Annotated in this window: 22 protein-coding genes; 10 read left to right on the top strand and 12 right to left on the bottom strand. The window is 62.3% G+C overall.

The features are described from left to right. Positions 1-42: 42 nt before the first annotated feature. The 8 genes from tpx to NTU39_RS23665 form a co-directional block, all read right to left on the bottom strand. Positions 43-543: a thiol peroxidase gene (gene tpx, locus NTU39_RS23700; RefSeq protein WP_150666571.1), complete on the bottom strand. Its 501-nt coding sequence runs from the start codon at positions 541-543 to the stop codon at positions 43-45. Between the two features lie 32 nt (positions 544-575). After that, positions 576-1646 carry a DUF3426 domain-containing protein gene (locus tag NTU39_RS23695; RefSeq protein ID WP_257958721.1) on the bottom strand — a complete coding sequence of 357 codons (1071 nt, stop codon included), beginning with the start codon at positions 1644-1646 and terminating at the stop codon, positions 576-578. Between the two features lie 69 nt (positions 1647-1715). After that, the gene (gene prmA, locus NTU39_RS23690) at positions 1716-2621 is read right to left on the bottom strand and encodes a 50S ribosomal protein L11 methyltransferase (RefSeq protein WP_150666569.1); all 906 of its coding nucleotides are present in this window, start codon (positions 2619-2621) and stop codon (positions 1716-1718) included. Between the two features lie 27 nt (positions 2622-2648). Further along, entirely contained in the window at positions 2649-4010 is a 1362-nt protein-coding gene (accC, locus tag NTU39_RS23685) for an acetyl-CoA carboxylase biotin carboxylase subunit (protein WP_150575909.1), read from the bottom strand. Positions 4011-4107: 97 nt separating this feature from the next. Next, positions 4108-4569, bottom strand: a complete 462-nt coding sequence (gene accB / locus NTU39_RS23680; protein WP_039393257.1) for an acetyl-CoA carboxylase biotin carboxyl carrier protein — start codon at positions 4567-4569, stop codon at positions 4108-4110. A 70-nt stretch (positions 4570-4639) separates the two neighbouring features. Continuing rightward, a complete protein-coding gene (gene aroQ / locus NTU39_RS23675) occupies positions 4640-5086 on the bottom strand; it encodes a type II 3-dehydroquinate dehydratase (RefSeq protein WP_039393255.1) in 447 nt (148 codons plus the stop codon). A gap of 146 nt (positions 5087-5232) precedes the next feature. Next, entirely contained in the window at positions 5233-5757 is a 525-nt protein-coding gene (locus tag NTU39_RS23670) for a TlpA family protein disulfide reductase (RefSeq protein WP_150666568.1), read from the bottom strand. Positions 5758-5900: 143 nt separating this feature from the next. Continuing rightward, positions 5901-6557, bottom strand: a complete 657-nt coding sequence (locus tag NTU39_RS23665) for a UDP-N-acetylmuramate--alanine ligase (protein ID WP_257958715.1) — start codon at positions 6555-6557, stop codon at positions 5901-5903. A gap of 119 nt (positions 6558-6676) precedes the next feature. On the opposite strand from NTU39_RS23665, the gene mpl reads away from it, so the two are divergent. The 7 genes from mpl (at position 6677) to mtgA (ending at position 14697) form a co-directional block, all read left to right on the top strand. After that, positions 6677-8059 carry a UDP-N-acetylmuramate:L-alanyl-gamma-D-glutamyl-meso-diaminopimelate ligase gene (gene mpl / locus NTU39_RS23660; protein WP_150666566.1) on the top strand — a complete coding sequence of 461 codons (1383 nt, stop codon included), beginning with the start codon at positions 6677-6679 and terminating at the stop codon, positions 8057-8059. A 60-nt stretch (positions 8060-8119) separates the two neighbouring features. Beyond that, complete coding sequence (locus NTU39_RS23655) at positions 8120-8731, top strand: YqiA/YcfP family alpha/beta fold hydrolase (RefSeq protein ID WP_257958714.1); 612 nt, start codon at positions 8120-8122, stop codon at positions 8729-8731. A 77-nt stretch (positions 8732-8808) separates the two neighbouring features. After that, on the top strand, positions 8809-11013 hold the full coding sequence (locus NTU39_RS23650; RefSeq protein ID WP_257958713.1) for a ribonuclease catalytic domain-containing protein: 2205 nt from the start codon (positions 8809-8811) through the stop codon (positions 11011-11013). Then, positions 11007-11966, top strand: a complete 960-nt coding sequence (locus NTU39_RS23645; protein ID WP_233327454.1) for an energy transducer TonB — start codon at positions 11007-11009, stop codon at positions 11964-11966. Before NTU39_RS23650 ends, NTU39_RS23645 begins: the two co-directional genes overlap by 7 nt. A 108-nt stretch (positions 11967-12074) precedes the next feature. After that, the gene (lpxO, locus tag NTU39_RS23640; RefSeq protein WP_150666563.1) at positions 12075-12971 is read left to right on the top strand and encodes a lipid A hydroxylase LpxO; all 897 of its coding nucleotides are present in this window, start codon (positions 12075-12077) and stop codon (positions 12969-12971) included. 86 nt (positions 12972-13057) lie between these two features. Further along, positions 13058-13930, top strand: a complete 873-nt coding sequence (aroE, locus tag NTU39_RS23635) for a shikimate dehydrogenase (protein ID WP_257958711.1) — start codon at positions 13058-13060, stop codon at positions 13928-13930. A gap of 8 nt (positions 13931-13938) precedes the next feature. Then, positions 13939-14697, top strand: coding sequence for a monofunctional biosynthetic peptidoglycan transglycosylase (gene mtgA, locus NTU39_RS23630; RefSeq protein WP_150666561.1), 759 nt, complete (start codon positions 13939-13941; stop codon positions 14695-14697). 64 nt (positions 14698-14761) lie between these two features. On the opposite strand, the gene NTU39_RS23625 is transcribed toward mtgA, so the two are convergent. Next, positions 14762-15637, bottom strand: a complete 876-nt coding sequence (locus NTU39_RS23625; RefSeq protein ID WP_150666560.1) for a mechanosensitive ion channel family protein — start codon at positions 15635-15637, stop codon at positions 14762-14764. A gap of 337 nt (positions 15638-15974) precedes the next feature. On the opposite strand from NTU39_RS23625, the gene corA reads away from it, so the two are divergent. Together corA and pyrF are read left to right on the top strand one after the other, a co-directional pair. Next, positions 15975-16937, top strand: coding sequence for a magnesium/cobalt transporter CorA (corA, locus tag NTU39_RS23620; RefSeq protein WP_150666559.1), 963 nt, complete (start codon positions 15975-15977; stop codon positions 16935-16937). Between the two features lie 161 nt (positions 16938-17098). Then, on the top strand, positions 17099-17911 hold the full coding sequence (pyrF, locus tag NTU39_RS23615; RefSeq protein WP_150666558.1) for an orotidine-5'-phosphate decarboxylase: 813 nt from the start codon (positions 17099-17101) through the stop codon (positions 17909-17911). Positions 17912-18020: 109 nt separating this feature from the next. On the opposite strand, the gene NTU39_RS23610 is transcribed toward pyrF, so the two are convergent. From NTU39_RS23610 to thiL, 3 genes are read right to left on the bottom strand one after another with little or no spacing between them, the layout of a single operon-like run. Then, the gene (locus NTU39_RS23610; RefSeq protein ID WP_257958709.1) at positions 18021-18524 is read right to left on the bottom strand and encodes a CinA family protein; all 504 of its coding nucleotides are present in this window, start codon (positions 18522-18524) and stop codon (positions 18021-18023) included. Between the two features lie 20 nt (positions 18525-18544). Then, positions 18545-19066 carry a phosphatidylglycerophosphatase A family protein gene (locus NTU39_RS23605; RefSeq protein WP_150666556.1) on the bottom strand — a complete coding sequence of 174 codons (522 nt, stop codon included), beginning with the start codon at positions 19064-19066 and terminating at the stop codon, positions 18545-18547. After that, positions 19063-20064, bottom strand: coding sequence for a thiamine-phosphate kinase (thiL, locus tag NTU39_RS23600; RefSeq protein WP_150666555.1), 1002 nt, complete (start codon positions 20062-20064; stop codon positions 19063-19065). Before thiL ends, NTU39_RS23605 begins: the two co-directional genes overlap by 4 nt. A 329-nt stretch (positions 20065-20393) precedes the next feature. On the opposite strand from thiL, the gene NTU39_RS23595 reads away from it, so the two are divergent. After that, positions 20394-22697 carry an NADP-dependent malic enzyme gene (locus tag NTU39_RS23595; RefSeq protein WP_308340627.1) on the top strand — a complete coding sequence of 768 codons (2304 nt, stop codon included), beginning with the start codon at positions 20394-20396 and terminating at the stop codon, positions 22695-22697. The last annotated feature ends 116 nt before the right edge of the window (positions 22698-22813 follow it).

Genomic DNA, 22813 nt, shown 5'->3' with positions numbered 1-22813 from the left:
AATGAACCCTCGATTAAGGCAAGTCGATTTTCAGCGATCGGATCAGGACAGTGCGGCGAGCGCAGCGTCGTAATTCGGTTCGTTCTTGATTTCCGGCACCAGCTCCGAGTGCACGACGCGGTTGTCGGCGTCGAGCACGACTACAGCACGTGCCGACACACCGGCGAGCGGGCCGGTCGTGATGGCAACACCGTAGTCCTTGAGGAACTCGCGACCGCGCATGGTCGAGAGCGTGACGACGTTGTTCAGACCTTCGGTGGCGCAGAAGCGGCTCATTGCGAACGGCAGGTCAGCCGAGATCACGAGCACGACGGTGTTGTCGAGCTTGCCGGCGGCTTCGTTGAACTTGCGGGTCGACGTAGCGCACGTCGGCGTGTCGAGGCTCGGCACGATGTTGAGGACTTTGCGCTTGCCAGCGAAGTCGTCGAGCGTGACGTCTGCCAGTTTTGCGTTGACCAGCTTCAGCGCCGGTGCGGTCTGACCCTTTTGCGGGAACTGGCCGTCGACTTCGATGGGGTTGCCCCCGAGCGTGACTTGGGACATCTATATCTCCTAGGTTGAGTGCAACAGCGCTATCAGGGATAGAACGCGAGCACCCGGTAATTACTGGCTAGCGCTGCCTGCGCCGACAATCGTAACCGAATCGTGCGTTCGCTGCGTGGTGCCAGACCGGCATCGCGCAGGGTTGCCCCGGTTACGTAGTCGTTCGCTGAAAAAACGCGACGCACGACCGGCTTTCCGTCGATATCCGAGAGCGTCAGTTCGAGCGATGGCCAGGCCAGTGCATAGTCGGCTTCGTTGCGTACGAAGACGGTGAGCGTCATCGGTACGCTGTCGGTCGGGGCGTCGGCAGATGCTGCGGAAGCGTCGCTGGCGGTAGCTGCCGACGCGACGCCGCTGTCGTCGTTGCTGCCGATGGCGTCGGTCACCAACGTCACGCTCGAAATCTGGATCATGTCCGGCTGGCGCGGCAGCCCGACCGCCACGTGCATCGGACGGCCGATCGCGGCGAACACGCCGTGCAATGCCGGTATACGGTCGACGAGCGCAGCACGCTCGATCCATGCCCATTGGCAGAGCAGCGCGATGACGGCCAACGTCATGAGCACGCGCCAGATCACGCGCGCCGCGCCGGGGCGCTTGTCCGCGACGGTGGAACGGGGGTGCGTTTCCGCGCGTAAGGAAGGCGAGGCCGTCGGCGCGGTAAGCACCGTCGGATCGTCGTCGTCCATATAACGGCCCGGGCCGTGCTGCATCTGCGCGCGGCTTTCGTCGGGCGAGCCGAGCAGCGCGGCGATGGCCGTGGGCGTCAGCATCTCCGGCACCGGCTTTTCGCTGATGGCTGCGGACGATGAGGACGTTGAAGACGGTGAGAACGGTGAAGATGACGATGCACCTTCATGCGTGGAGGGGCGTGTTGCCGTTGAGGTTGCCGACGCAGCGTCCGGCGTCGCGCCGGGTGATGAGGATGCGGGCGGGGTGTCCTCGGCTGGCGGATCACAGAGATACGCGCGTCCGTCGAACACCTCACGGCAGTGGCCGCAACGCACGAGGCCGTCGCGCAGCTTGAGCTGATCCGCGACAACGCGAAAAACGGTGTGGCAGTGAGGGCAGCGGGTAGCGAGAACGCGCGAGGACTGGGTCATGAGGCTCGGGGGACTCGTTGGACTCGTCGCATCGGGCGCATCGCGTGCGGCAGCGCGGCGGGCGGGCGGTTAATCTACGGACCCGGTGGCAGCCTGCCCGTGCAGGCAGACCCAGCCGTCGTGAGCGCGCCAGACCGACATCTTCATATAGGGCGCGTAGGCGGCGATCACCTCATCGGCCTGTCGTTCCAGCACGCCGGACAGCGCGAGCCGTCCACCCGGGGCCACACGAGACGTCAACATCGACGCGAGCAGCTTGAGCGGATTCGACAGAATATTGGCGACCACGATGTTGAACTGACCGTCACGCAGATCGTCGGGCAAACCGTATTCGACCTGCGCGTGATTGCGTTCGCTGTTGTAGCGGGCGGATTCGACGGCTTGCGGATCGATGTCGATACCGATGACCGGATCGGCGCCGCACTTGCGCGCGAGAATCGCCAGGATGCCCGAGCCGCACCCATAGTCGAGCAACGACTGACCCGTCTGCACGTGCTGTTCGAGCCACTCCATGCAAAGGCGCGTTGTCGGATGGCTACCGGTGCCGAAGGCCAGACCAGGGTCGAGTTCGAGGATGAGGGCGTCGGTGTCGGGTGCGTCGTGCCACGACGGCACGACCCAGATCCGCTGGCCGATCTGCATCGGCTCGAACTGCGATTGCGTCAGACGCACCCAGTCCTGTTCCTCCACGTCACGCAATGTGAAGGCAGGCGACTCGGCGAGTCCCAATTCATTGACTGCCGCCGCGAGCAGCACGGCGGCGTCCTGATCTTCCCCCACCAGCGCGACCACGCGCGAGCGTTGCCACGCAGTGTCCGGCGGGGTCAGACCCGGCTCGCCGAACATCGGTTGCTCGTCGGGCGTGTCGGCATCCGCGTCTTCCACGGAGACCGACAGCACGCCCAGATCGAGCAGGGCGTCTGACAGGGCCTCGGCCTGGGCGCGGGCAACTTCTACGACGAGTTCGCGATACATAGCGAGTGATTCCTACGAATTAACGACTTAATTGCCGCCGACGGCAGACTTCTGCGCCAGCTTGTGTTCCAGATAGTGAATGCTCGTGCCGCCTTCGACGAACTTGGCGTCGAGCATCAGTTCCCGGTGCAACGGGATGTTCGTCTGGATACCTTCGACCACGATTTCCGACAGGGCCACGCGCATGCGGCGGATCGCCTGCTCGCGCGTTGCGCCGTAAGCGATCAGCTTGCCGATCATCGAGTCGTAGTTCGGCGGCACGAAGTAGCCGTTATAAGCGTGCGTGTCGACGCGGATGCCGGGGCCGCCCGGCATATGCCAGGCGGTGATGCGACCCGGCGACGGCGTGAACTTGAACGGATCTTCGGCGTTGATACGGCATTCGATGGCGTGGCCACGGAACTCGATGTCGCGCTGACGGTAGGCGAGCTTTTCACCAGCCGCGATGCGAATCTGCTCCTGAACGATGTCGACGCCCGTGATCATCTCCGTGACCGGGTGTTCAACCTGCACACGCGTGTTCATTTCGATGAAGTAGAACTCGCCGTTCTCGTACAGGAACTCGAACGTACCGGCACCGACGTAGCCCATCTTCTTGCACGCGTCGGCGCAACGATCGCCAATGCGCTCGATCAGACGACGCGGGATCAGCGGTGCCGTAGCTTCTTCGATCACCTTCTGGTGACGACGCTGCATGGAGCAGTCGCGCTCACCCAGCCAGATCGCTTGCTTGTGCTTGTCGGCGAGAATCTGGATTTCGATATGGCGCGGGTTCTCGAGGAACTTCTCCATATAGACTTCCGGGTTGCCGAAGGCACGACCGGCTTCTTCGCGCGTCATGTTGACCGCGTTCACGAGCGCCGCTTCCGTGTGCACCACGCGCATGCCGCGACCACCGCCGCCGCCTGCTGCCTTGATAATCACCGGATAACCGACCTGACGTGCAATGCGCACGATTTCCTTCGGATCGTCGGGCAACGCGCCTTCAGAGCCCGGCACGCACGGCACGCCGGTCTTGATCATCGTCTGCTTGGCCGACACCTTGTCGCCCATCAGGCGAATGGTTTCGGGGCGCGGACCGATGAACGTGAAGCCCGATTGCTCGACGCGCTCGGCGAAGTCGGCATTTTCGGAGAGGAAGCCGTAACCCGGGTGGATCGCCTGGGCGTCCGTCACTTCCGCCGCGCTGATCAGCGCAGGCATGTTCAGATAGCTCAGCGGCGAGGGGGCCGGACCGATACAGACCGCTTCGTCGGCGAGCTTGACGTACTTCGCTTCCTTGTCGGCTTCGGAATAGACCACGACGGTCTTGATGCCCATCTCGCGGCACGCGCGCTGGACGCGCAGAGCGATTTCGCCGCGGTTGGCGATGAGAATTTTTTCAAACATTATGTGCAGTCCTGCCCGTAAGGGGAGAGGAGCGGGGCCGGACGCTTCATGTCGCCACGCGGCCGAAGGCTGCGGGCGGAGCGTCCGACAACCGGCATTAGCCGATCACGAACAGCGGTTGACCGTATTCCACGGCCTGACCGTTCTCGACGAGGATTTCCTTGATCACGCCGGCCTTGTCCGACTCGATCTCGTTGAGCAGCTTCATCGCTTCGATGATGCACAGCGTCTGGCCTTCCTTGACCGAGTCGCCGACTTGCGCGAACGGATCGGCACCCGGCGACGGGGCGCGGTAGAACGTACCGACCATCGGCGACGTCACAATGTGGCCTTGCGGCAGTGCCGGTGCAGCAGGCGCTGCGGCGGCGGGCGATCCGACGGGAGCTTGCGCAGCGACTTGCGGCATGGCGGCCGGCATGGCCATCTGCATCGGGGCGGCGATCACTTGCGGCGGTGCCTTGACGATGCGGACCTTGCCTTCGCCTTCGGTGACTTCGAGTTCGGAAATACCCGATTCGGCCACGAGGTCGATCAACGTCTTGAGTTTGCGCAAATCCATGAAGGAAGCTCCTTGATTCTGTATCGACGCGGGCGCAACGTCCCGCGAGAGGAAATGGGGTGTGAGAGGACTACCCGCCGGCGAGTCGCCGCAGGGCAAAATCGAGTGCGTAGGTATACCCGCGCCAGCCCAGGCCGCAGATCACACCTTGCGCAATATCGGAAAAGTACGAGTGATGCCGGAAGGCTTCGCGCGCATGAACGTTCGAGAGGTGAACTTCGACGAACGGGATGCCTACCCCGGCCAACGCGTCGCGAATTGCCACGCTCGTGTGGGTGTAGGCCGCCGGGTTGATGACGATGAAGTCGATCGACTCACCGCGCGCCGCCTGAATCCGGTCAACCAGTGCGCCTTCGTGATTGCTTTGGAATGTCGCCACCTCGGCACCCGCCGTCTGGGCCTGCGCCACAAGGGCGGAGTCGATGTCGGCCAGCGTCGTGCGACCGTACACCTCCGGCTCGCGAGTACCGAGCAGGTTCAGGTTGGGGCCGTGGAGCACGAGAATGCGGTGAGGCATCGGCGAATCAAATTTCACGAAATTGGGCGCAATTAAACGCCAGTTGGTGGATTTTGTCCAGTGGGGCGAAATAGGGACTGCCCCTCGGAGGACCGCCGGTCACGTCCGGCGGGGCTTCGCGGGATCCCCCTCCCACCGTGTTAGGGTCAGATGAGTGGTTTGAGCGCAGTGCGGACCTCGTCCGACGTAATGCGGCCCAGCTTCTCATAATGCACGCGGCCCTGCGGATCGACGACGACAGTAAAGGGCAATGCGCCCGCCTTGTTGCCGAGTGCGCGGGCCAGGTCCGTACCGGCATAACCTGCCACGAGCAGCGGATAGTCCACTTTCACCTTTTGCTCGAACGCAATCATGTTCTGAGCCGTATCGATACCGATGCCGACAAATTGCACGTTTTTCGTTCCGAACTCGGCAGAGAGCGCCTGCAAATCGGGCATTTCCTCGACGCACGGCCCGCACCACGGCGCCCAGAAGTTCACCACCAGCGTCTTCCCCTTCCATTGAGAGATGGCCTGATCGTTGCCCTTCAGGTCGGGCAGGCGGGTAGCGAGCAGTTGAGCGACGGCGGCGTCCGAAGCGCTCGGTGCCGGCTGGTTGCGGTGGCCGAGCCAGAATCCGCCTGCCAGCCCGACGAGAGCCAGAATCACCAGAATAACGATGCGTTTTGCCATGATGGATAGAAGGCGGAAGTGCCGGGATAAGACGGTAAACGAAAGACGAACGGTAATTGCGAAGAATTAGTGGCGATTTTGTCGTGATTTCGTCGTGATTGTGCCGTGATTTTGCTGTGAATGCGCGTCAGCCTACGATCCGCTCAATGACTCGGTGCATGGCTGGCGGCATCGGCCTGCGCGATCAGCGCCCGCAGCCCGTCGGCGTCGACCCGGACCGGACGGCCATTGCCGTCGGATGCTTTGAGCGCGCCGCGCATGTCGTCCATCGAATAGAGCGATAGATGGACGCCCGCAGGTTCGCCCTGCTGACGACGTTCGCGCCACAGAAAACTCAACGTCTCGACCATCCCCCGGCCATTGAAATGGCGGCTTTCAGAGACTTCGTAGTCGATGCCCCGGTTCAGCAAGTCGATGGCCACTTCCTTGGGGTTGTCGCAAAAAGCCTGCAAGTAGATATCGGATAGCGCAGTGGCCGTACCGTTATAGACCGCACCGGTGATGAACGGGCGGTAACGCGCCAGCTCTGTCATCACGGTCAGTGCGACCTGACGCAGGTGCGCCAGCTCGGCGGGTTGCGTATCGGAGAGGAACATTTGCACGTACTCCCGGACTTCCGCTTCGATCTGGTCGTTATCAGGCAGTAACTCGCCAGCAATTCGCGATTCGCCCGTTACCTGCTTGGCCGCTTTGCGCTTCGCGGAGGCGTAGTCGGCCCCCTCTTCGGCGATAAGGCGAGCGGCCGCCAGCGCGATTTCTTCGCGCAGACGTTGGGCGTCGGTCCAGGATTTGCGTGTCATGCAAACGATGATACCCGAAAGGCATTGCGGTTCACGTGACAGGTACAATGGAGCCCCTGGCTTCTCTGCACTCCCATTTCCCGCACGGGTTCGGCCCGTCCTCACCACGCTCCCCATCCATGCATATTCATATTCTTGGCATCTGCGGCACGTTCATGGGCGGACTGGCAGTCCTCGCGCGTCAGGCCGGTCACACCGTCACGGGTTGCGACGCCAACGTCTATCCGCCGATGAGCACTCAGCTCGAGGCGCAGGGCATTCGCCTGATCGAAGGGTTCGACGCTGACCAGGTCTCGCTGGAGCCTGACCTGTTCGTGATCGGCAACGTCGTGTCGCGCGGCAATCCGCTGATGGAGGAGATCCTGAACCGGAATCTGCCTTACACCTCCGGCCCGCAATGGCTCGGCGAGCACGTGCTGTCGAAGAAGTGGGTGCTGGCGGTGGCCGGTACGCACGGCAAGACGACCACGACGTCGATGCTGGCGTGGATTCTCGAAGACGCCGGGTACAACCCGGGCTTCCTCGTCGGCGGCGTGCCGATGAACTTCGGTATTTCGGCGCGGCTGACCGACAGCGATTTCTTCGTCATCGAGGCGGACGAGTACGACACCGCGTTCTTCGACAAGCGCTCGAAGTTCGTCCATTACCACCCGCGCACCGCCATCCTGAACAATCTGGAGTTCGATCACGCCGACATCTTCCCGGATCTGACGGCAATCGAGACGCAATTCCATCATCTTGTGCGTACTGTCCCCGGGCAGGGCCGTCTGATCGTGAACGGTCGCGAACCGGCGCTGGAGCGCGTGCTGACGCGCGGCTGCTGGAGCGAAGTCGAACGCTTCGGCGTGGCAGACGGCTGGCACGTGGCCGAGGCCAACGAAACGCTGGCTGCGGGGCAAGAGGCGTTCTGGGTCCATCAGGGTCCGAAGGCTGCGGGGGAAGTGAAATGGGCGCTTCAGGGCGAACACAACCGGATGAATGCGCTCGCCGCACTGGCTGCCGCACGTCACGTGGGCGTGCCGCCGGAGCAGGGGGCCGCGTCGCTGGGCAAGTTCCAGAACGTGAAGCGCCGTATGGAAGTGCGCGGTGAAGCCGCCGGCGTGACCGTCTACGACGACTTCGCCCATCATCCGACCGCTATTCAGACGACGTTGGCCGGCCTGCGTCGCCGCGCGGGCAAGGCCCGCATTCTGGCGGTGCTCGAACCGCGCTCCAACACGATGAAGCTCGGCGTGATGAAGGCACAACTGCCCGCGAGTCTGGCCGATGCCGATCTGGTGTTCGGCTATGGCGCACCGTCCGGCAAGGATTCGCTCGGCTGGAATCTGACTGAAGCGCTTGCCCCGTTAGGCGCGCGTGCTCAGGCGTTCAGCGACATCGACGGGCTGGTGCGTGCAGTGAGCGCAGCCGCGCAGCCGGGTGACCAGATCGTGGTGATGAGTAACGGTGGCTTTGGCGGCATTCATCAGAAATTGCTTGATGCGCTGGCGGCGCGCGCCTGAGCGCGCCTAAGCCGGTTTCACGTGGCTTGCGCACACTGACTTGGTTTTATCGGGGCTCCCATGATTCTCTATTTGCACGGCTTCCGTTCGTCGCCGCGTTCATTTAAGGCGCAGTTGATGGCTGCCCGTATGCACCGGCTCGGTCTGGGGCACGACTGGGCGTGCCCGCAGTTGCCGCCGTCGCCCCTCGCCGCCGTTGTCGATGCGCAACGCCTGCTGACCGGCGTGAGCCCCGACGAGCTGACCATCGTGGGTAGCTCGCTGGGTGGCTACTACGCGACGTATCTCGCAGAAAAGCTGGGTTGCCGCGCCGTGCTGCTCAATCCGGCGACGCGTCCGTATGACGATCTCGGTAAATGGCTCGGCGAGCAGCCGATGTGGCACGGCGGTGGTTCCATCGTCGTCGAACCGCGCCATCTGGACGAACTCCGCATGATCGACGTGGCACAGATTACCCGCCCCGAGCGCTATTACCTGGTGGCCGCGACCGGCGACCAGACACTGGATTATCGCGACATGGTGGCGAAATTTCCGGGGGCGAAGCTCACGCTGATCGAGGGGAGCGACCACGGGATTTCCGATTTCGCTAACTATATTGACGACGTGCTGCGTTTCGCCGGCATCGACGTACCACCTTCGCCTGACGCAGCAAGCCCGTTCGCGGGCGAATGACGCGTTACCCCGTTCTGTCCTAAACCGCCGTAGTTTGGCGGGCTACAATATCGCCTATTGCGATCGATGGCTGTTTCATGAACATTTTTTTTGAGGAATCCGGCGGCTTCAAGGCTGGCACGGTGTTGTCGCAGCAGGGCGAGTCGTATCAGGTGGAGTTGCCTGGCGGGCGTCGCAGCAAGATCAAGGGACGCGACGTTCTGCTACGTTTCGAGTCGCCCACGCCCGCCGAGTTGATCGCGCAGGCCCAGGCTGCCGCACAGGATATCGATATGAGTTTCCTGTGGGAGTGCGCGCCGGCTGACGAATTCGCGTTTCCCGTGCTCGCAGCCGAGTACTTCGGGGAGGGTGCGAGCGTCGCGCAGCAGGCCGGGCTGGCGTTGGCCTTGCAGGCGTCGCCGATCTATTTCCGTCGCAAAGGCCGCGGTCAGTATCAGCGCGCCGCGCAGGAACAGCTTGAGGCCGCACTGGCCGGACTGGCGCGCAAGCAACAGCAAGCGGAGTTGCAGCAGTCGTACGCCGATCAGATGATCGCCGGCTCGCTGCCGGACGCGCTTAAGGGCAAGGAGCTGCAACTGCTGTTCCGTCCCGACAAGAACGCGCTTGAATGGAAGGCGCTCGATGCGGCTGCCATTGCGTTGGGCAAGACCCACGCCGAGGTCATGCTGGCGTGTGGTGGCATTGCGTCGCCGCGCGCCTATCACGAGGCCGCGTTCCTCTACGAACATTTCCCGCGCGGTACCGGCTTCCCCGATGTGGGGCCGACGCCGCTGCCGTCCGACGATCTGCCGTTGGCCGACGTGCAAGCGTTCTCGATCGACGATTCGACGACGACCGAAATCGACGACGCTCTTTCGGTGCAATTGCTGCCGGACGGTCTGCTGCGCGTGGGTATCCACATTGCGGCACCAGCGCTGGGCATCACGCGCGGCGACGCCATCGACGAGATCGCCCGCGTGCGTCTGTCGACGGTCTATTCGCCCGGCGAGAAGATCACGATGCTGCCCGATTCGGTGGTCGAGACTTATACGCTCGCCGAAGGGGGCGCGCGTCCGGCCCTGTCGCTGTATGTCGTGGTCAAGGCCGACACGTATGAGATCGTGACGACCGAGACGCGCGCAGAACTCGTGCCGATTTCCGCCAACCTGCGCCACAACGAACTCGACGCCATCATCACGGCAGAAACGCTGGCCGATGGCAGCGGCGACTATCCGCACAAGGAAGAGCTGCGTCTGCTGTGGCCGTTTGCGCAATCGCTGTACGACAAGCGTCAGGCTGCGCGTGTGGGCTACGGTCTGCGTCCGGAAGTGCAGAACAAGACCGACTTCAATTTTTACGTCGACGGCGAGCACGTCACGATCAAGCAGCGTCTGCGTGGCGCGCCGCTCGATCTGATCGTCGCCGAAATGGCGATTCTCGCGAACAGCCGCTGGGGGCGCCTTCTGGCCGAATGCGGCGTGCCGGGCATCTACCGCGCACAACGTGCATACGGCGTGAACCGTACGCGTATGCAGACGTCGCCCGCCCCGCACGAAGGGCTGGGTGTCGAGCAGTACGCGTGGAGCACGTCGCCGCTGCGTCGCTATGTCGACCTTGTGAACCAGTGGCAACTGATCGCCTGCGTGCGCCACGGCGTGACGGCCAAACTGGCCGCGCCGTTCAAGCCGAAAGATGCCGATCTCTATGCAACGGTGTCGAGCTTCGAGGCGGCGTACGCGGCCTATGGCGAACATCAGAGCCGCATGGAGCGCTACTGGTGCATGCGCTGGCTGATTCAGGAGAACAAGTCGCAGGTGCAGGCGAGTGTGCTCAAGGGCGATACCGTTCGTCTGAACGACATCCCCCTCACGCTCATCGTGCCGGGACTCGGATTGCATGCGCGTGGCACGCAGATCATGCTCGACGTGCTGTCGTTCGACGTCGTCACACTCAGTATTTCGGTGCGCATCTCGCAGGTGCTCGGCGCGAGCCAGACCGAACTCGCGGATGATGACGACGAAGGTGACGGCGGTGCCGGTGACGGTGGAGAGGGTGGCGAGGGTGGCGAGAGCGGTGGTGCTGACGGTGCCGATGGTGGTGAAGGCTCCGACTCGTCCGAATCGTCTGAGTCGTCTGACGGCGATCTCGGTGCGGCGGGGGCTGCCGAAGGTGCCGCTGACGATGGCGACACCGTGTCCGCCCGGGGCGATGACTCGGTCGCGGCGTCCGACGCCGGGTCGCCGATGGCCGCTGCGCTCATGGCAGCAGGGGCGCACGACGCTTCGGCCAGCCCCGCGTGCTGAAACCGGCTTTACCCTCCGGCGATCTGGCCGCGGCGCGACGTCGCGGCTGGTCGCTGATGCGCGAGCACCCGCTCGCCACCGGCCTGATTTTTTCGGCGGTGGTGCATTTGCTCGCGCTGGCCGTCCATTTCGTTGCGCCCGACAGTTTCCGGTTGCACAGCGCAGATACGCCCCTCGAAGTCGTCCTCGTCAACGCGAAGTCGGCCAACGCACCGGACAAAGCGACGGCGCTCGCGCAGGCCAATCTTGTCGGTGGCGGGGAGCATGACGGCGAGCGCGCCACGTCGCCACTGCCGTCGCAGGCCGTCGAGCGCGATGGTGCCCCCGTCGCACAGGTCCAGCGCAATGTGAGTGACCTTGAAGCGATGCAGGAGAAGCTGCTTTCGCAGCTACGCAGTCAGTACGCGACCACGCCTGAAGCGCAGCGCAATCGCGCGGACACGCCGCAGCGCGGTCATGGACTCGACGACCAGACGGTCGACCAGCAGATCGCACGCTTGCAGGCGGAAATCGACAAGCAACTGCGCGCCTATCAGACACGCCCCAAGCGCGGTCAGGTGACGGCGAACACGCGCGAAGTCGCGTATGCCAGATACTTCGATGGTTTGCGTCATCGTATCGAGCGCTACGGAACTGAGCACTTTCCGCAAATCGGCAACGACCGGTTGTACGGTGAGCTGATCGTCACGCTCAATGTGAATCAACGGGGCGGGCTGGGGTACCACAAGGACGGTTGGAACGTCGTCGGCGTGGAGGTGACTCGCAGTTCCGGCAATCGGGATCTGGATCGACGCGCAGTCGCGATCGTGCAGGCCAGCGCGCCGTTTGGCGACTTCTCGTCCGAGATGAAGCAACGTTATGACATCCTCGAGATCGTCACGCGAATGACATTTACCCGTCAGGGCGTGCAGGCGCAAACGCTCACTGCACCGGCGCAGGGCAACCCGCAATAGCACGTCGGTGTGGCCGCAGCGGACCGCTATCCCGTTGGGATCGTGGTCGGTGAAACTTTCCAAAAATTTCTATAATCGCCGGGTTTTCCCGATCTCGAAAAGTCCGCCATGAAATGGATTGTTCTGGCGATCATTGCTGCTTGTGCTGTGTATGTGCATTTCCGCGGTAAGGTTCGCCATAAATTTTTCCGCCAACTGTCCGACCATTCGACGTTCCTGTCACCGCTGAACGTCTTTATGTACACCTTTTCGCGTGTACCTACGACGCCTTATCTGAAGTCCGACAATTTCCCTGAACTGGAGCCATTGCGTCAGAACTGGGAAGCGATTCGTGCCGAAGCGATGTCGTTACTCGACGCGAGCCGTATCAAAGCGTCCGACAAGTACAACGATGTCGGCTTCAATTCGTTCTTCAAAAGCGGTTGGAAGCGGTTCTATCTGAAGTGGTATGACGAATCGCATCCGTCCGCCAAAGCGCTGTGTCCGGTCACAACCGACCTCGTGCGCAAGATTCCGACGATCAAGGCGGCGATGTTTGCAGAATTGCCGCATGGCAGCCGATTGGTGCGTCACCGCGATCCGTACGCCGGTTCGCTGCGCTATCACCTCGGGCTGGTCACGCCGAACGACGACCGTTGTTACATCGATGTCGACGGTCAACGTTATAGTTGGCGCGATGGTGAAGGCGTGATGTTCGATGAGACGTATATTCACTACGCCGAGAACCAGAGCGGCCAGAATCGCATCATTCTGTTTTGCGATGTCGAGCGTCCGATGAAGTACCGCTGGACGCAGGCCATCAACCGTTGGTTCGGCCGTCATCTGGTGGGCGCAGCAGCGTCGCCGAACGACGCGGGCGACCGTACCGGTGGCTTGAACAAGGTGTTCAAGTATATTTACTCGATTCGCATCGTCGGCAAACGTCTGAAGGCGTGGAACCGTAGCGTGTACTATGCGGTGAAATGGGCGTTGTTCGGAGGCATCCTGCTATGGATTCTCTGGTGACGGCCTGACGCCGTATCGGCCGATGACCTGCTGCATGAATATCAGCGGCGCCTGAGCGAAAGCCAGGCGCCGCGTCTTTGAAAACGATGACAAACCAAACGCCTGCCGGGGATTTGCCCACCGATCGCTACGCCGTGATCGGTCATCCTGTCGAACATAGCCAGTCGCCTTTCATTCACGCCGAGTTTGCGCGTGAGACGGGGCAACGACTCGTCTACGAGCGTCTGCTTGCACCGCTCGACGCGTTTGCCGCCACGGTACGCACGTTCATCGAACAAGGTGCGCGCGGGGCCAACGTCACCGTTCCGTTCAAACTGGAAGCCCATGCATTGGCGGATCGGCTCACCGAACGCGCGCAAGCGGCGGGGGCCGTCAACACACTGGTATTCGACGCGCAAGGCATCACCGGCGACAACACGGATGGCGTCGGTCTGGTGCGCGACATCGAAGGCCCGCTCGGTGTGACGCTCGCCGGGCGCCGCGTGCTGCTGCTGGGTGCAGGTGGCGCGTCGCGTGGCGCGATGCTGCCGCTGATCGAGGCGAAACCGGCGGCGCTCTTCGTCGCGAATCGCACGGCGACGCGTGCCGATGAACTGGTCGCCCGGTTTGCCGATGCGGCCGCACGTCACAACGTGACGTTGGGCGGCGGTGGCTGGGATGCCGTTCCCGCCGGATTCGACGTCGTCATCAACGCCACGGCCGGCAGCCTCCAGGGCGAAGTCCCGCCGTTGCCTGCGGGTGCCTATGCCACGGGTTCGCTCGCGTACGACATGATGTACGGGGCGCAGCCGACGGTCTTCATGACGCACGCGTTGGCCTCCGGCGCGGCGAAGGCGTCGGACGGGCTGGGCATGCTCGTCGAGCAGGCGGCCGAAGCGTTTGCCGTGTGGCGCGGTGTGCGACCGTCGACCGACGTTGTGCGCGCAGCGCTGCGTGCGCGGCTCAACGCCAAAAGCTGATCGTGCCGATGGTTGCCCAGCGACATACATCCCGGACTTCCCGCGCTAACGGCACCCGTCGCAAACGCGCCTGGGGGCCGTGGCAATGGGCGGGCTACTTCATCACGCTGCTGATCGTGGGCGTGCTGGCGACGCAGCTGTACTACTTCCTGCAAATCGGCTGGTGGGTGCGCTTCAATCCGCAATCGACGGCATTCATGCGTGCCGCCGAAGCGCGGCTTCATGAGACGGATCCGAAAGCGACACTGCGACACGAATGGGTGTCGTACGACCAGATTTCGCGCAATCTGAAGCGCGCGATCATCGCTAGCGAAGACGCCAACTTCGTCAATCACGACGGTTACGAAATCGACGCGATGCTCGGTGCGTGGGAGAAGAATCAGAAGAAGGGACGCATCGTGGCAGGCGGCTCGACCATCTCGCAGCAACTGGCGAAGAATCTGTTTCTGTCGAGCGAGAAGAGTTACCTGCGCAAGGCCGAGGAATTTACCATCACCTGGATGCTTGAGTTCTGGATGGACAAGCAGCGCATCTTCGAGATTTATCTGAATTCGGTGGAGTGGGGCGAGGGCGTGTTCGGCGCGGAGGCTGCGGCGCGATACTACTACGGGATTCCGGCGTCGAAGCTCTCGCCGTGGCAGGCTGCACGGCTCGCGGTCATGTTGCCGCGTCCGCGCTACTTCGATACGCATCGCAATTCCCCGTATCTCTCGCAACGCGCCGGGGTGATTGCGCGTCGGATGGGGGCGGCGGAGTTGCCGCAGTAGCAATTGCTACCGATTGCTACTGATGTCCAGCGGTGGCCGCCCCATCGCGATCGGTCGGATGCGATCAATGTCGCGGCTGTGCCGCGTCCGGGATGGTTTGCGTGGGCACCTGCATGACGGTGCGCGTCGGATAAGGCAGTGAGCAACCGACGCCCTCGACCGTCTCCTTCACGTTACGTTGCAGATCCCAATACAGACCCCAGTAGTTGCCCAGCAACGACCAGACCCGCACGTTCACGATCACGGCGCTGTCGCTGACCTGCTTGACCATGATTTCGGGGGCGGGCTTGTCGAGCACACGCTGATCGTCCGACACGTGTTGGCGCAACGCGCTCATCGCGGCGTCGAGGTCGTCGTCCAGCGCAATGCCCACCGTGATTTCCATTCGACGGGTCGCGTTGCGGCTGTAGTTCGTGATCGGCTGTCCCCAGATCTGGTTGTTCGGCACGCAGACGTAAATGCCATCGGCATTCGTGAGTGTCGTCGTGAACAGACCGATCTCTTCGACGGTGCCCGCCACGGTGGACCCGGCCGTCACATAGTCACCATTGCGGAACGGACGCAGCACCAGCAGCATCGTGCCCGCAGCAATGTTCTGCAACGTGCCTTGCAGTGCCAGACCGATGGCCAAACCCGCCGCGCCGAGGACGGCAATGATGCTCGCCGTCTGCACGCCGAACTGTGCCAGTACCGCGATGATCGTGATGATGCGCACGGACCACAGCACCACCGACTCGATCAGCGGTTTGAGTGTGGCGTCGAAATGCGGCGAGCGGCTGAGCGTCTTGTGAACGAAGCGGGACAAGCGCTTCGCGACCCAGAAGCCGACCAGCAGAATCAGCACAGCTTGCAGGAACGACAGGCCGTAGTGCACGGCGTTGGCCGCCAGAAAACCTGTCACGGCGTCGAAAGACGTGAGCGGGGTAGTAACTTCCGCCATGGTTGATTTCTCCCTGTCCGGTGACGTTTCCGCGAGAAACAGCAAAAAACGTCGATGAAAGCGTCGATGAAAGCGCCGAGATGGACGCCAATGAATGCGTGCCGACAAATGCGTCGATATCAAAGTTGACGCAAAGTGCGTGGATTGGTTCGCCGAGCTTGCCAGTGAACGTCGTCGAATCGTGTGAATTCGCGGACTTTAAGAATATTCCTACGAACGATTCCGGTGCTGGCCGACAGGGGGCGCAGAGCGTGTTGTGGCGACCGGTGTGCCGCCATTGGCGTGACTGTGGCGCGGCTGCTACACTGGCGTCGCCTTGTAGCAGGGAGAACCCCGTTTGATCAATGCCTTCGTCATCCATCATGGCCGCCTGCAACAGGTGACTTGTGACCATCCCAGCGATCTGGCCAGCGTTTCGCCGGTCTGGGTCGACCTCCACAGCGAGTCCGAAGAGGAACGCCGCTGGGTCGAAGAGGCCTACAAGGTCAAGCTGCCCTCGCGTGACGAAGTAACGGATATCGAGGCTTCGGCGCGATATTACGAAGACGATGACGGCGTCTTGCACATCCGCACCGATTTTCTGCTCGACGACGAAGAGCAGTCGCGCAACGTGCCTGTTGCATTCGTGGTGGTCAAGGATCTGCTGATTTCCGTTCACGACGAAGATCTGCCGGTATTTCGACTGGTGCGCATGCGTGCGCGCATTCGTCCCGGTTCTGTGCGCGATGCCATGGATGTGCTGCTCGACCTTTACTCGACCGACGCCGAATATTCGGCCGATTCGCTCGAAGGGGTATACGCCGCACTCGAAGAGGTCAGCAAGCGGGTGCTAGGCAAGAACCTCACCGATGCGGACGCCGCCAAGGCACTCGAGAGCGTTGCCGCGCAGGAAGACTTGAACGGGCGCATTCGCCGCAACGTCATGGATACGCGACGGGCGGTGTCGTTCCTCATGCGCGCCCGCATGCTGAAGGACGAGCAATATCAGGAAGGCAAGCAGATCATGCGCGATATCGAGTCGCTCGATAATCACACCGCTTACCTGTTCGACAAGATCAACTTCCTGATGGACGCCACCATCGGCTTCATCAACATCAACCAGAACAAGATCATCAAGATCTTTTCGGTGGCCGCCGTTGCTTTCCTGCCGCCGACGCTGATCGCCAGTATTTACGGCATGAACTTCCAAATGATGCCGGAGTTACGATGGGATGTCGGCTACCCGTTCGCACTGGGTCTGATGATCGTGTCAGCCATCGCGCCGTTCCTGTATTTCCGCTATCGCGGCTGGCTGGATTGATGCTCGCGTGACGTTCTGCGAAGGCCGGTGCAACGCTGGTTTTCGGAAGGTCCGCAAGGGACACGCCGCCGAGCAGGTAAAATGGCGGCCTTGCTGGATCGAACCAGACTCGAATCACTCTCCGTCGGATTACCACCGCCGGAACCCCGCCGGAACCCGTCATGACATTCACCGAAGCTCTCAACGCCGCCTGGACGCGCAACAACTCCCTGCTGTGTGTCGGCCTTGACCCCGAACCGTCGCGTTTCCCTGCGCATCTGCAAGGCAAACCGGACGCGATTTTCGAGTTCTGCCGTCAGATCGTGGACGCGACCGCCCCCTATGCCAGCGCCTTCAAGCCACAGATCGCTTATTTCGCTGCGCATCGCGCCGAAGATCAGCTCGAACAACTGATCGCGCACATCCACGCCGATCATCCGGGCCTGCCGGTGATTCTCGACGCCAAGCGCGGCGATATCGGCAGCACCGCCGAGCAATACGCGCGCGAAGCGTTCGAGCGTTATCGCGCGGACGCCGTCACGGTGAACCCGTACATGGGCTTCGATTCTCTGGAGCCGTATCTTGCGCATCCCGACAAGGGCGTGATCGTCCTGTGCCGGACGTCGAACCCCGGCGGCAGCGATCTGCAATTCCTGGATGTCGACGGTAAGCCGCTGTATCAGACGGTGGCACGACTGGCGGCAGGGCCGTGGAACACGAGCGGTCAGATTGGCCTGGTCGTTGGCGCCACGTTCCCGGCGGAGATCGCCACTGTGCGTAGCATCGTCGGCGACATGCCGCTGCTGATTCCGGGCGTTGGTGCGCAAGGCGGCGACGTCGAAGCGACGGTGACCGCGGGCCGTACCGCCAATGGCGCAGGCATGATGATCAATTCGTCGCGTGCCATCATTTACGCGGGCCGCGACGAGGACTTCGCCGCCGCTGCCGCTGCCGCCGCACAGAAGACGCGCGACAGCATCAACGCGTATCGCTGAACCGTCGCGAAACAAGGCGAGATCGGTGTCTGACGCATCGATCTTCGCGCACCAACAAAAACAGCGCCTCGCGAATTCGCGGGCGCTGTTTTTTATTGGCTGCGTTGAATTACGCTTCGCCCTTGTCGAGCAACTCGATCACGCCGCGCAGCGCGTATTGCGCCGCCTGACTGCGCACCTGCGTGCGGTCACCCTTGAAGTGCTTTGTCTCGACGATGGTGGTGACACGATTGCTCCAGCCGAAGCAGACCATCCCCACCGGCTTGTCGGCCGTTCCGCCGCCGGGGCCGGCGACGCCTGTGATCGACAGCGAAATTTGGGCGCGACTGTTGAGCAGCGCGCCTTCCGCCATGGCACGGGCGACGGGCTCACTCACCGCACCATGCTTGTCGATCAACTCGGGCGGCACGCCGATCATCTCGGACTTGGCCTGATTCGAGTACGTCACGAAGCCACGCTCGAACCAGTTGCTGCTCCCGGAAATATCGGTGATGGCCGCAGCGACGAGACCGCCGGTGCACGATTCGGCCGTTGCCAGCATCAGGCGCTCATCGCGCAGACGGTTGCCGACTTTCACCGACAATTGGGCCAAAAGATTTTGTTCGGAAACCACGGGGTGACGCCTTCAAAAATTCAGATCGAGCGCCAGAGCGCAATGACGAGCAACGTGCAGAATGCGGCGACCAGATCGTCCAGCATGATGCCGAGACCGCCCTTGACGGTCCGGTCGAAGTAGCTGATCGGCGGCGGCTTGACTGCATCGAAGAAGCGGAACAGCACGAACGCGACCAGTTGACCGACGAAGCTCGCGGGCGTGATGAGCAGCAACACAATCCAGAACGCGACGATCTCATCCCACACGACGGCGCTCGGGTCCTGCACGCCAAGCTTGCGTGCGGTAAAGCTGCAAATCCAGATGCCGCCGATGATGGAGGCGGCGATCAGCACCGCCCAGCCCGTCACCGTCAGATACAGGTTCAGCACCAGATATGAGGCCCAGCCGAAAAGCGTTCCTACCGTGCCCGGTGCGAACGACGACAAGCCCGTGCCGAAGCCGAGCGAAAACAAATGTGCGGGGTGCGACAGCAGGAAACGCGAGTTCGGCCGGCGCGGGCCGCTGCCCGAATTGACGGCGGCCGTTTGATCAGTGCTCATTGGAAATGGTCGAAACTTTTGAAATCGGCAGCGACGCTCGCGCCTGTATTGTCATGGAGATGCAGTATCGTTCGGCGCGCGTCGGGAATCGCTATTGTACCGATACGAGTGACGCGTATCCCGAGTTCGTCGCCGATCGTCTCGATTCGCCCACGTTGTGTGGCATCGGCGCAGAAACAAAGCTGGTAGTCGTCTCCTCCTGCGAGCGTGCACAGCCGCTGAATGTCAGAGGACTGCGTGCCGAGCAAGTCCGAGCGTGGGAGCGCATCGACATCGATTCTTGCGCTCATCGAGGATCGTTCGAGAATATGCCCGAGGTCACCGATCAGGCCGTCCGAGATGTCCAGTGCGGAGCGCGCAACGCCCCGCAATGCCAGCCCGAGCTTCACTTGCGGTTCCGGCCAATCCATCGCCCGGCGGGCGAGCGCGAGTTCACTGTCCTGCAAGGACCATTCGCCGCGCAGCGCCCCGAGCGCGAGGCGCGCATCGCCAAGCGTGCCGGAGACCCAGATGTCGTCCCCCGGTTGCGCGGCGTCCCGACGTAGCGCCTGTGCGCCGGGCACGCTGCCAAAGACTGTTACGCAGAGATTGCGCGGGCCGCGTGTCGTGTCGCCGCCGACGAGCGGGCAAGCGTAACGGTCCGCCAGTTCGGCGAGACCTTGTGCAAACGGCCCGAGCCATGCCGGATCGCTGTCGGGCAACGCAAGCGCCAGCGTGAAACCCAGCGGTCGTGCGCCCATCGCGGCCAGATCCGAAAGGTTCACGGCGAGCGTCTTGTGGCCGAGCGCGCGGGGATCGACGTCCGCAAAAAAATGGCGACCTTCCACAAGCATGTCAGTCGAGATCGCCAGTTGTTCACCCGCGGGCGGGCGCAGCAGAGCACAGTCGTCGCCGATGCCGAGCGTCACATGCTCGCCCTGATGCGTCGCTCCGGCAAAGAAGCGGTCGATCAGAGAAAACTCGGACAACGATGACGAGGCGGCGGGATGTGAAGTCATGGGCAACGAGGCAGTGATACGACGCAAACCCCTATTCTAAGAGGCCGTGACCGCTTTCCCAAGTGAGCAAACGGGCTTGGGTCCCGTTTTCAGACGCCTTCTCATGCCGGTCTCGGACAACACCCTAATAGTTTTTCATCCGTTATCCGAAAACGCACCTAATGGTGCAATGCAGCGTTGAGTTTGCACAGAATATTCGCCACTATCAGCCTGGAATTGCTTCATTGCGAGCGTGGCCGTTATCCGTTTTTTGCATAAATGACGTGAATAAATAGGGCTACAATTCGCACTGAAAATTTGACCCTCCTGTTCGCCAAGAGCTTCCCCTTATGCCCACGCCGATCGATCCGAAACTGCGCGAAGCTGCGCTCGAGTATCACGAATTTCCCACCCCCGGCAAAATCGCTATCGCGCCGACCAAGCAGTTGCTCAACCAGCGCGATCTGGCGCTGGCGTACTCGCCGGGCGTCGCAGCCGCGTGTGAGGAAATCGTTGTAGATCCGCTCAACGCTTCGCGCTACACGGCGCGCGGCAATCTGGTCGGCGTGATAACGAACGGTACGGCCGTGCTGGGCCTCGGCGATATCGGGCCGCTGGCGTCGAAGCCGGTGATGGAAGGCAAGGGCGTGCTGTTCAAGAAGTTCGCCAACATCGACGTGTTCGACATCGAAATCGCGGAGAAAGACCCGGAGAAGCTGGTCGACATCATCGCGGCGCTCGAACCGACGTTTGGCGCGATCAACCTCGAAGACATCAAGGCACCGGAGTGCTTCATCGTGGAGCGCAAGCTGCGTGAGCGCATGAAGATTCCGGTCTTCCACGACGATCAGCACGGCACGGCCATCGTGGTGGCGGCGGCGCTTATCAACGGGTTGAAGGTCGTCAACAAGAACCTGGCGTCGGTCAAGGTCGTGACGTCGGGCGCAGGTGCGGCGGCACTCGCCTGTCTGGATCTGCTCGTGGACATGGGGCTGCCTATCGAGAACATCTGGGTGACGGATCTGGCCGGGGTTGTGTACGAAGGGCGTACCGAACTGATGGACCCCGAGAAGATCCGCTTCTCGCAGAAGACGGAAGCCCGCGGTCTGGCTGATGTGATCGGTGGTGCCGACGTGTTCCTCGGACTGTCGGCCGCCGGTGTGCTGAAGCCGGAAATGGTGAAGACGATGGCCGATAAGCCGCTGATCTTTGCGCTGGCTAACCCGAATCCGGAAATCACGCCGGAGCTGGCGAAGGAAGTGCGTCCGGATTGCGTGATGGCGACGGGCCGCACGGACTATCCGAACCAGGTCAACAACGTGCTGTGCTTCCCGTTCATTTTCCGTGGCGCCATCGACGTCGGTGCGACGACGATCACGCGCTCGATGGAAATTGCGGCCGTGAACGCGCTCGCCGAGCTGGCGCGTCAGGAGCAGAGCGATATCGTGGCTTCGGCGTACGGCATCAAGAACCTGTCGTTCGGCCCGGAATACCTGATTCCGAAGCCTTTCGATCCGCGTCTGTTGGTGAAGGTCGCCACCGCAGTGGCGCAAGCCGCGATGGCGGCCGGCGTGGCAACGCGTCCGCTGGCGGACATCGACACCTATTCGCAGTCGCTTCAGCAATTTGTGTATCACAGCGGCGGTCTGATGAAGCCGCTGTTCTCGGTGGCGCGCAGTGTGCCGGCCGATAAGAAGCGAATTGCCTTTGCCGAGGGCGAAGAGGAGCGCGTGCTGCGCGCCGTGCAAGTGCTCGTGGATGAGCGCGTCGCAACGCCGGTGCTCGTGGGTCGTCCGGCCGTGATCGAACATCGCATTCAGCAGTACGGTCTGCGCCTCACGCCGGGCGTCGACTTCACCGTGGTCAATCCGGAACACGATGAGCGCTATCGCGATTACTGGGAGACGTATCACCGTCTGACGAATCGCAAGGGCGTCACGGCGTCCTACGCGCGCGTGGAAATGCGTCGCCGCACGACGCTGATCGCGGCCATGCTGGTGAGCAAGGGCGAAGCCGATGGCATGATCTGCGGCACGGTCTCGACGCCGGGACGTCACTTGCACTTTATCGACCGTGTCATCGGTAAGCGTGAAGGCGGCAACGTCTATGGCGCGATGAACGCGCTGGTGCTGCCGAATCGTCAACTCTTCCTGGTCGATACCCACATCAACCAGGACCCGACGGCGGAGCAACTGGCTGAAATCACGCTGATGGCGGCCGACGAGATCCGTCGTTTCGGTATCCAGCCGAAGGTCGCGCTCCTGTCGCATTCGAACTTCGGTACGAGCGATGCGAATTGCGCACGCAAGATGCGCGAAACGCTGGCGATTCTGCAGGAGCGTGCACCAGAACTGGAGGTTGATGGCGAAATGCACGGTGACTGCGCATTGGACCCGGAGCTGCGCGCGCGCATCATGCCGGATTCGACGCTGACCGGTGCGGCCAACCTGCTGGTGATGCCGAATATCGACGCCGCCAACATTGCCTACAATCTCCTCAAGACCGCTGCCGGTAACAACGTGGCGATCGGGCCGATTCTGCTGGGCGCGGCCAAACCGGTGCACATCCTGACCGAATCGGCGACGGTGCGTCGCATTATCAATATGGTGGCGCTGGTCGTGGCCGATGCGGCTGCGCAACAACAGGGGCACTGAGCCTACGTAACGGATTGAGCGGGCGAAGCCGGCGGCGCTGACCGAGGCAACATATTTGACGTCAGCGCCCGGTGGTTCGCTGCGGTTTCGACCCGGTTAACCGACGTAAGAAAGAA

The organism is Pandoraea commovens, assembly GCF_024704525.1.
In the GTDB taxonomy this organism is placed as follows: domain Bacteria; phylum Pseudomonadota; class Gammaproteobacteria; order Burkholderiales; family Burkholderiaceae; genus Pandoraea; species Pandoraea commovens.
The sequence above is the reverse complement of the archived record's forward strand: the minus strand, read 5'-3'. Positions and strand labels throughout refer to the sequence as shown.

Bases quoted from the DNA above. Each gene is read 5' to 3' on its own strand.
- tpx (WP_150666571.1), bottom strand. From the start codon at position 543: ATGTCCCAAGTCACGCTCGGGGGCAACCCCATCGAAGTCGACGGCCAG.
- NTU39_RS23695 (WP_257958721.1), bottom strand. From the start codon at position 1,646: ATGACCCAGTCCTCGCGCGTTCTCGCTACCCGCTGCCCTCACTGCCAC.
- prmA (WP_150666569.1), bottom strand. From the start codon at position 2,621: ATGTATCGCGAACTCGTCGTAGAAGTTGCCCGCGCCCAGGCCGAGGCC.
- accC (WP_150575909.1), bottom strand. From the start codon at position 4,010: ATGTTTGAAAAAATTCTCATCGCCAACCGCGGCGAAATCGCTCTGCGC.
- accB (WP_039393257.1), bottom strand. From the start codon at position 4,569: ATGGATTTGCGCAAACTCAAGACGTTGATCGACCTCGTGGCCGAATCG.
- aroQ (WP_039393255.1), bottom strand. From the start codon at position 5,086: ATGCCTCACCGCATTCTCGTGCTCCACGGCCCCAACCTGAACCTGCTC.
- NTU39_RS23670 (WP_150666568.1), bottom strand. From the start codon at position 5,757: ATGGCAAAACGCATCGTTATTCTGGTGATTCTGGCTCTCGTCGGGCTG.
- NTU39_RS23665 (WP_257958715.1), bottom strand. From the start codon at position 6,557: ATGACACGCAAATCCTGGACCGACGCCCAACGTCTGCGCGAAGAAATC.
- mpl (WP_150666566.1), top strand. From the start codon at position 6,677: ATGCATATTCATATTCTTGGCATCTGCGGCACGTTCATGGGCGGACTG.
- NTU39_RS23655 (WP_257958714.1), top strand. From the start codon at position 8,120: ATGATTCTCTATTTGCACGGCTTCCGTTCGTCGCCGCGTTCATTTAAG.
- NTU39_RS23650 (WP_257958713.1), top strand. From the start codon at position 8,809: ATGAACATTTTTTTTGAGGAATCCGGCGGCTTCAAGGCTGGCACGGTG.
- lpxO (WP_150666563.1), top strand. From the start codon at position 12,075: ATGAAATGGATTGTTCTGGCGATCATTGCTGCTTGTGCTGTGTATGTG.
- aroE (WP_257958711.1), top strand. From the start codon at position 13,058: ATGACAAACCAAACGCCTGCCGGGGATTTGCCCACCGATCGCTACGCC.
- mtgA (WP_150666561.1), top strand. From the start codon at position 13,939: ATGGTTGCCCAGCGACATACATCCCGGACTTCCCGCGCTAACGGCACC.
- NTU39_RS23625 (WP_150666560.1), bottom strand. From the start codon at position 15,637: ATGGCGGAAGTTACTACCCCGCTCACGTCTTTCGACGCCGTGACAGGT.
- pyrF (WP_150666558.1), top strand. From the start codon at position 17,099: ATGACATTCACCGAAGCTCTCAACGCCGCCTGGACGCGCAACAACTCC.
- NTU39_RS23605 (WP_150666556.1), bottom strand. From the start codon at position 19,066: ATGAGCACTGATCAAACGGCCGCCGTCAATTCGGGCAGCGGCCCGCGC.
- thiL (WP_150666555.1), bottom strand. From the start codon at position 20,064: ATGACTTCACATCCCGCCGCCTCGTCATCGTTGTCCGAGTTTTCTCTG.
- NTU39_RS23595 (WP_308340627.1), top strand. From the start codon at position 20,394: ATGCCCACGCCGATCGATCCGAAACTGCGCGAAGCTGCGCTCGAGTAT.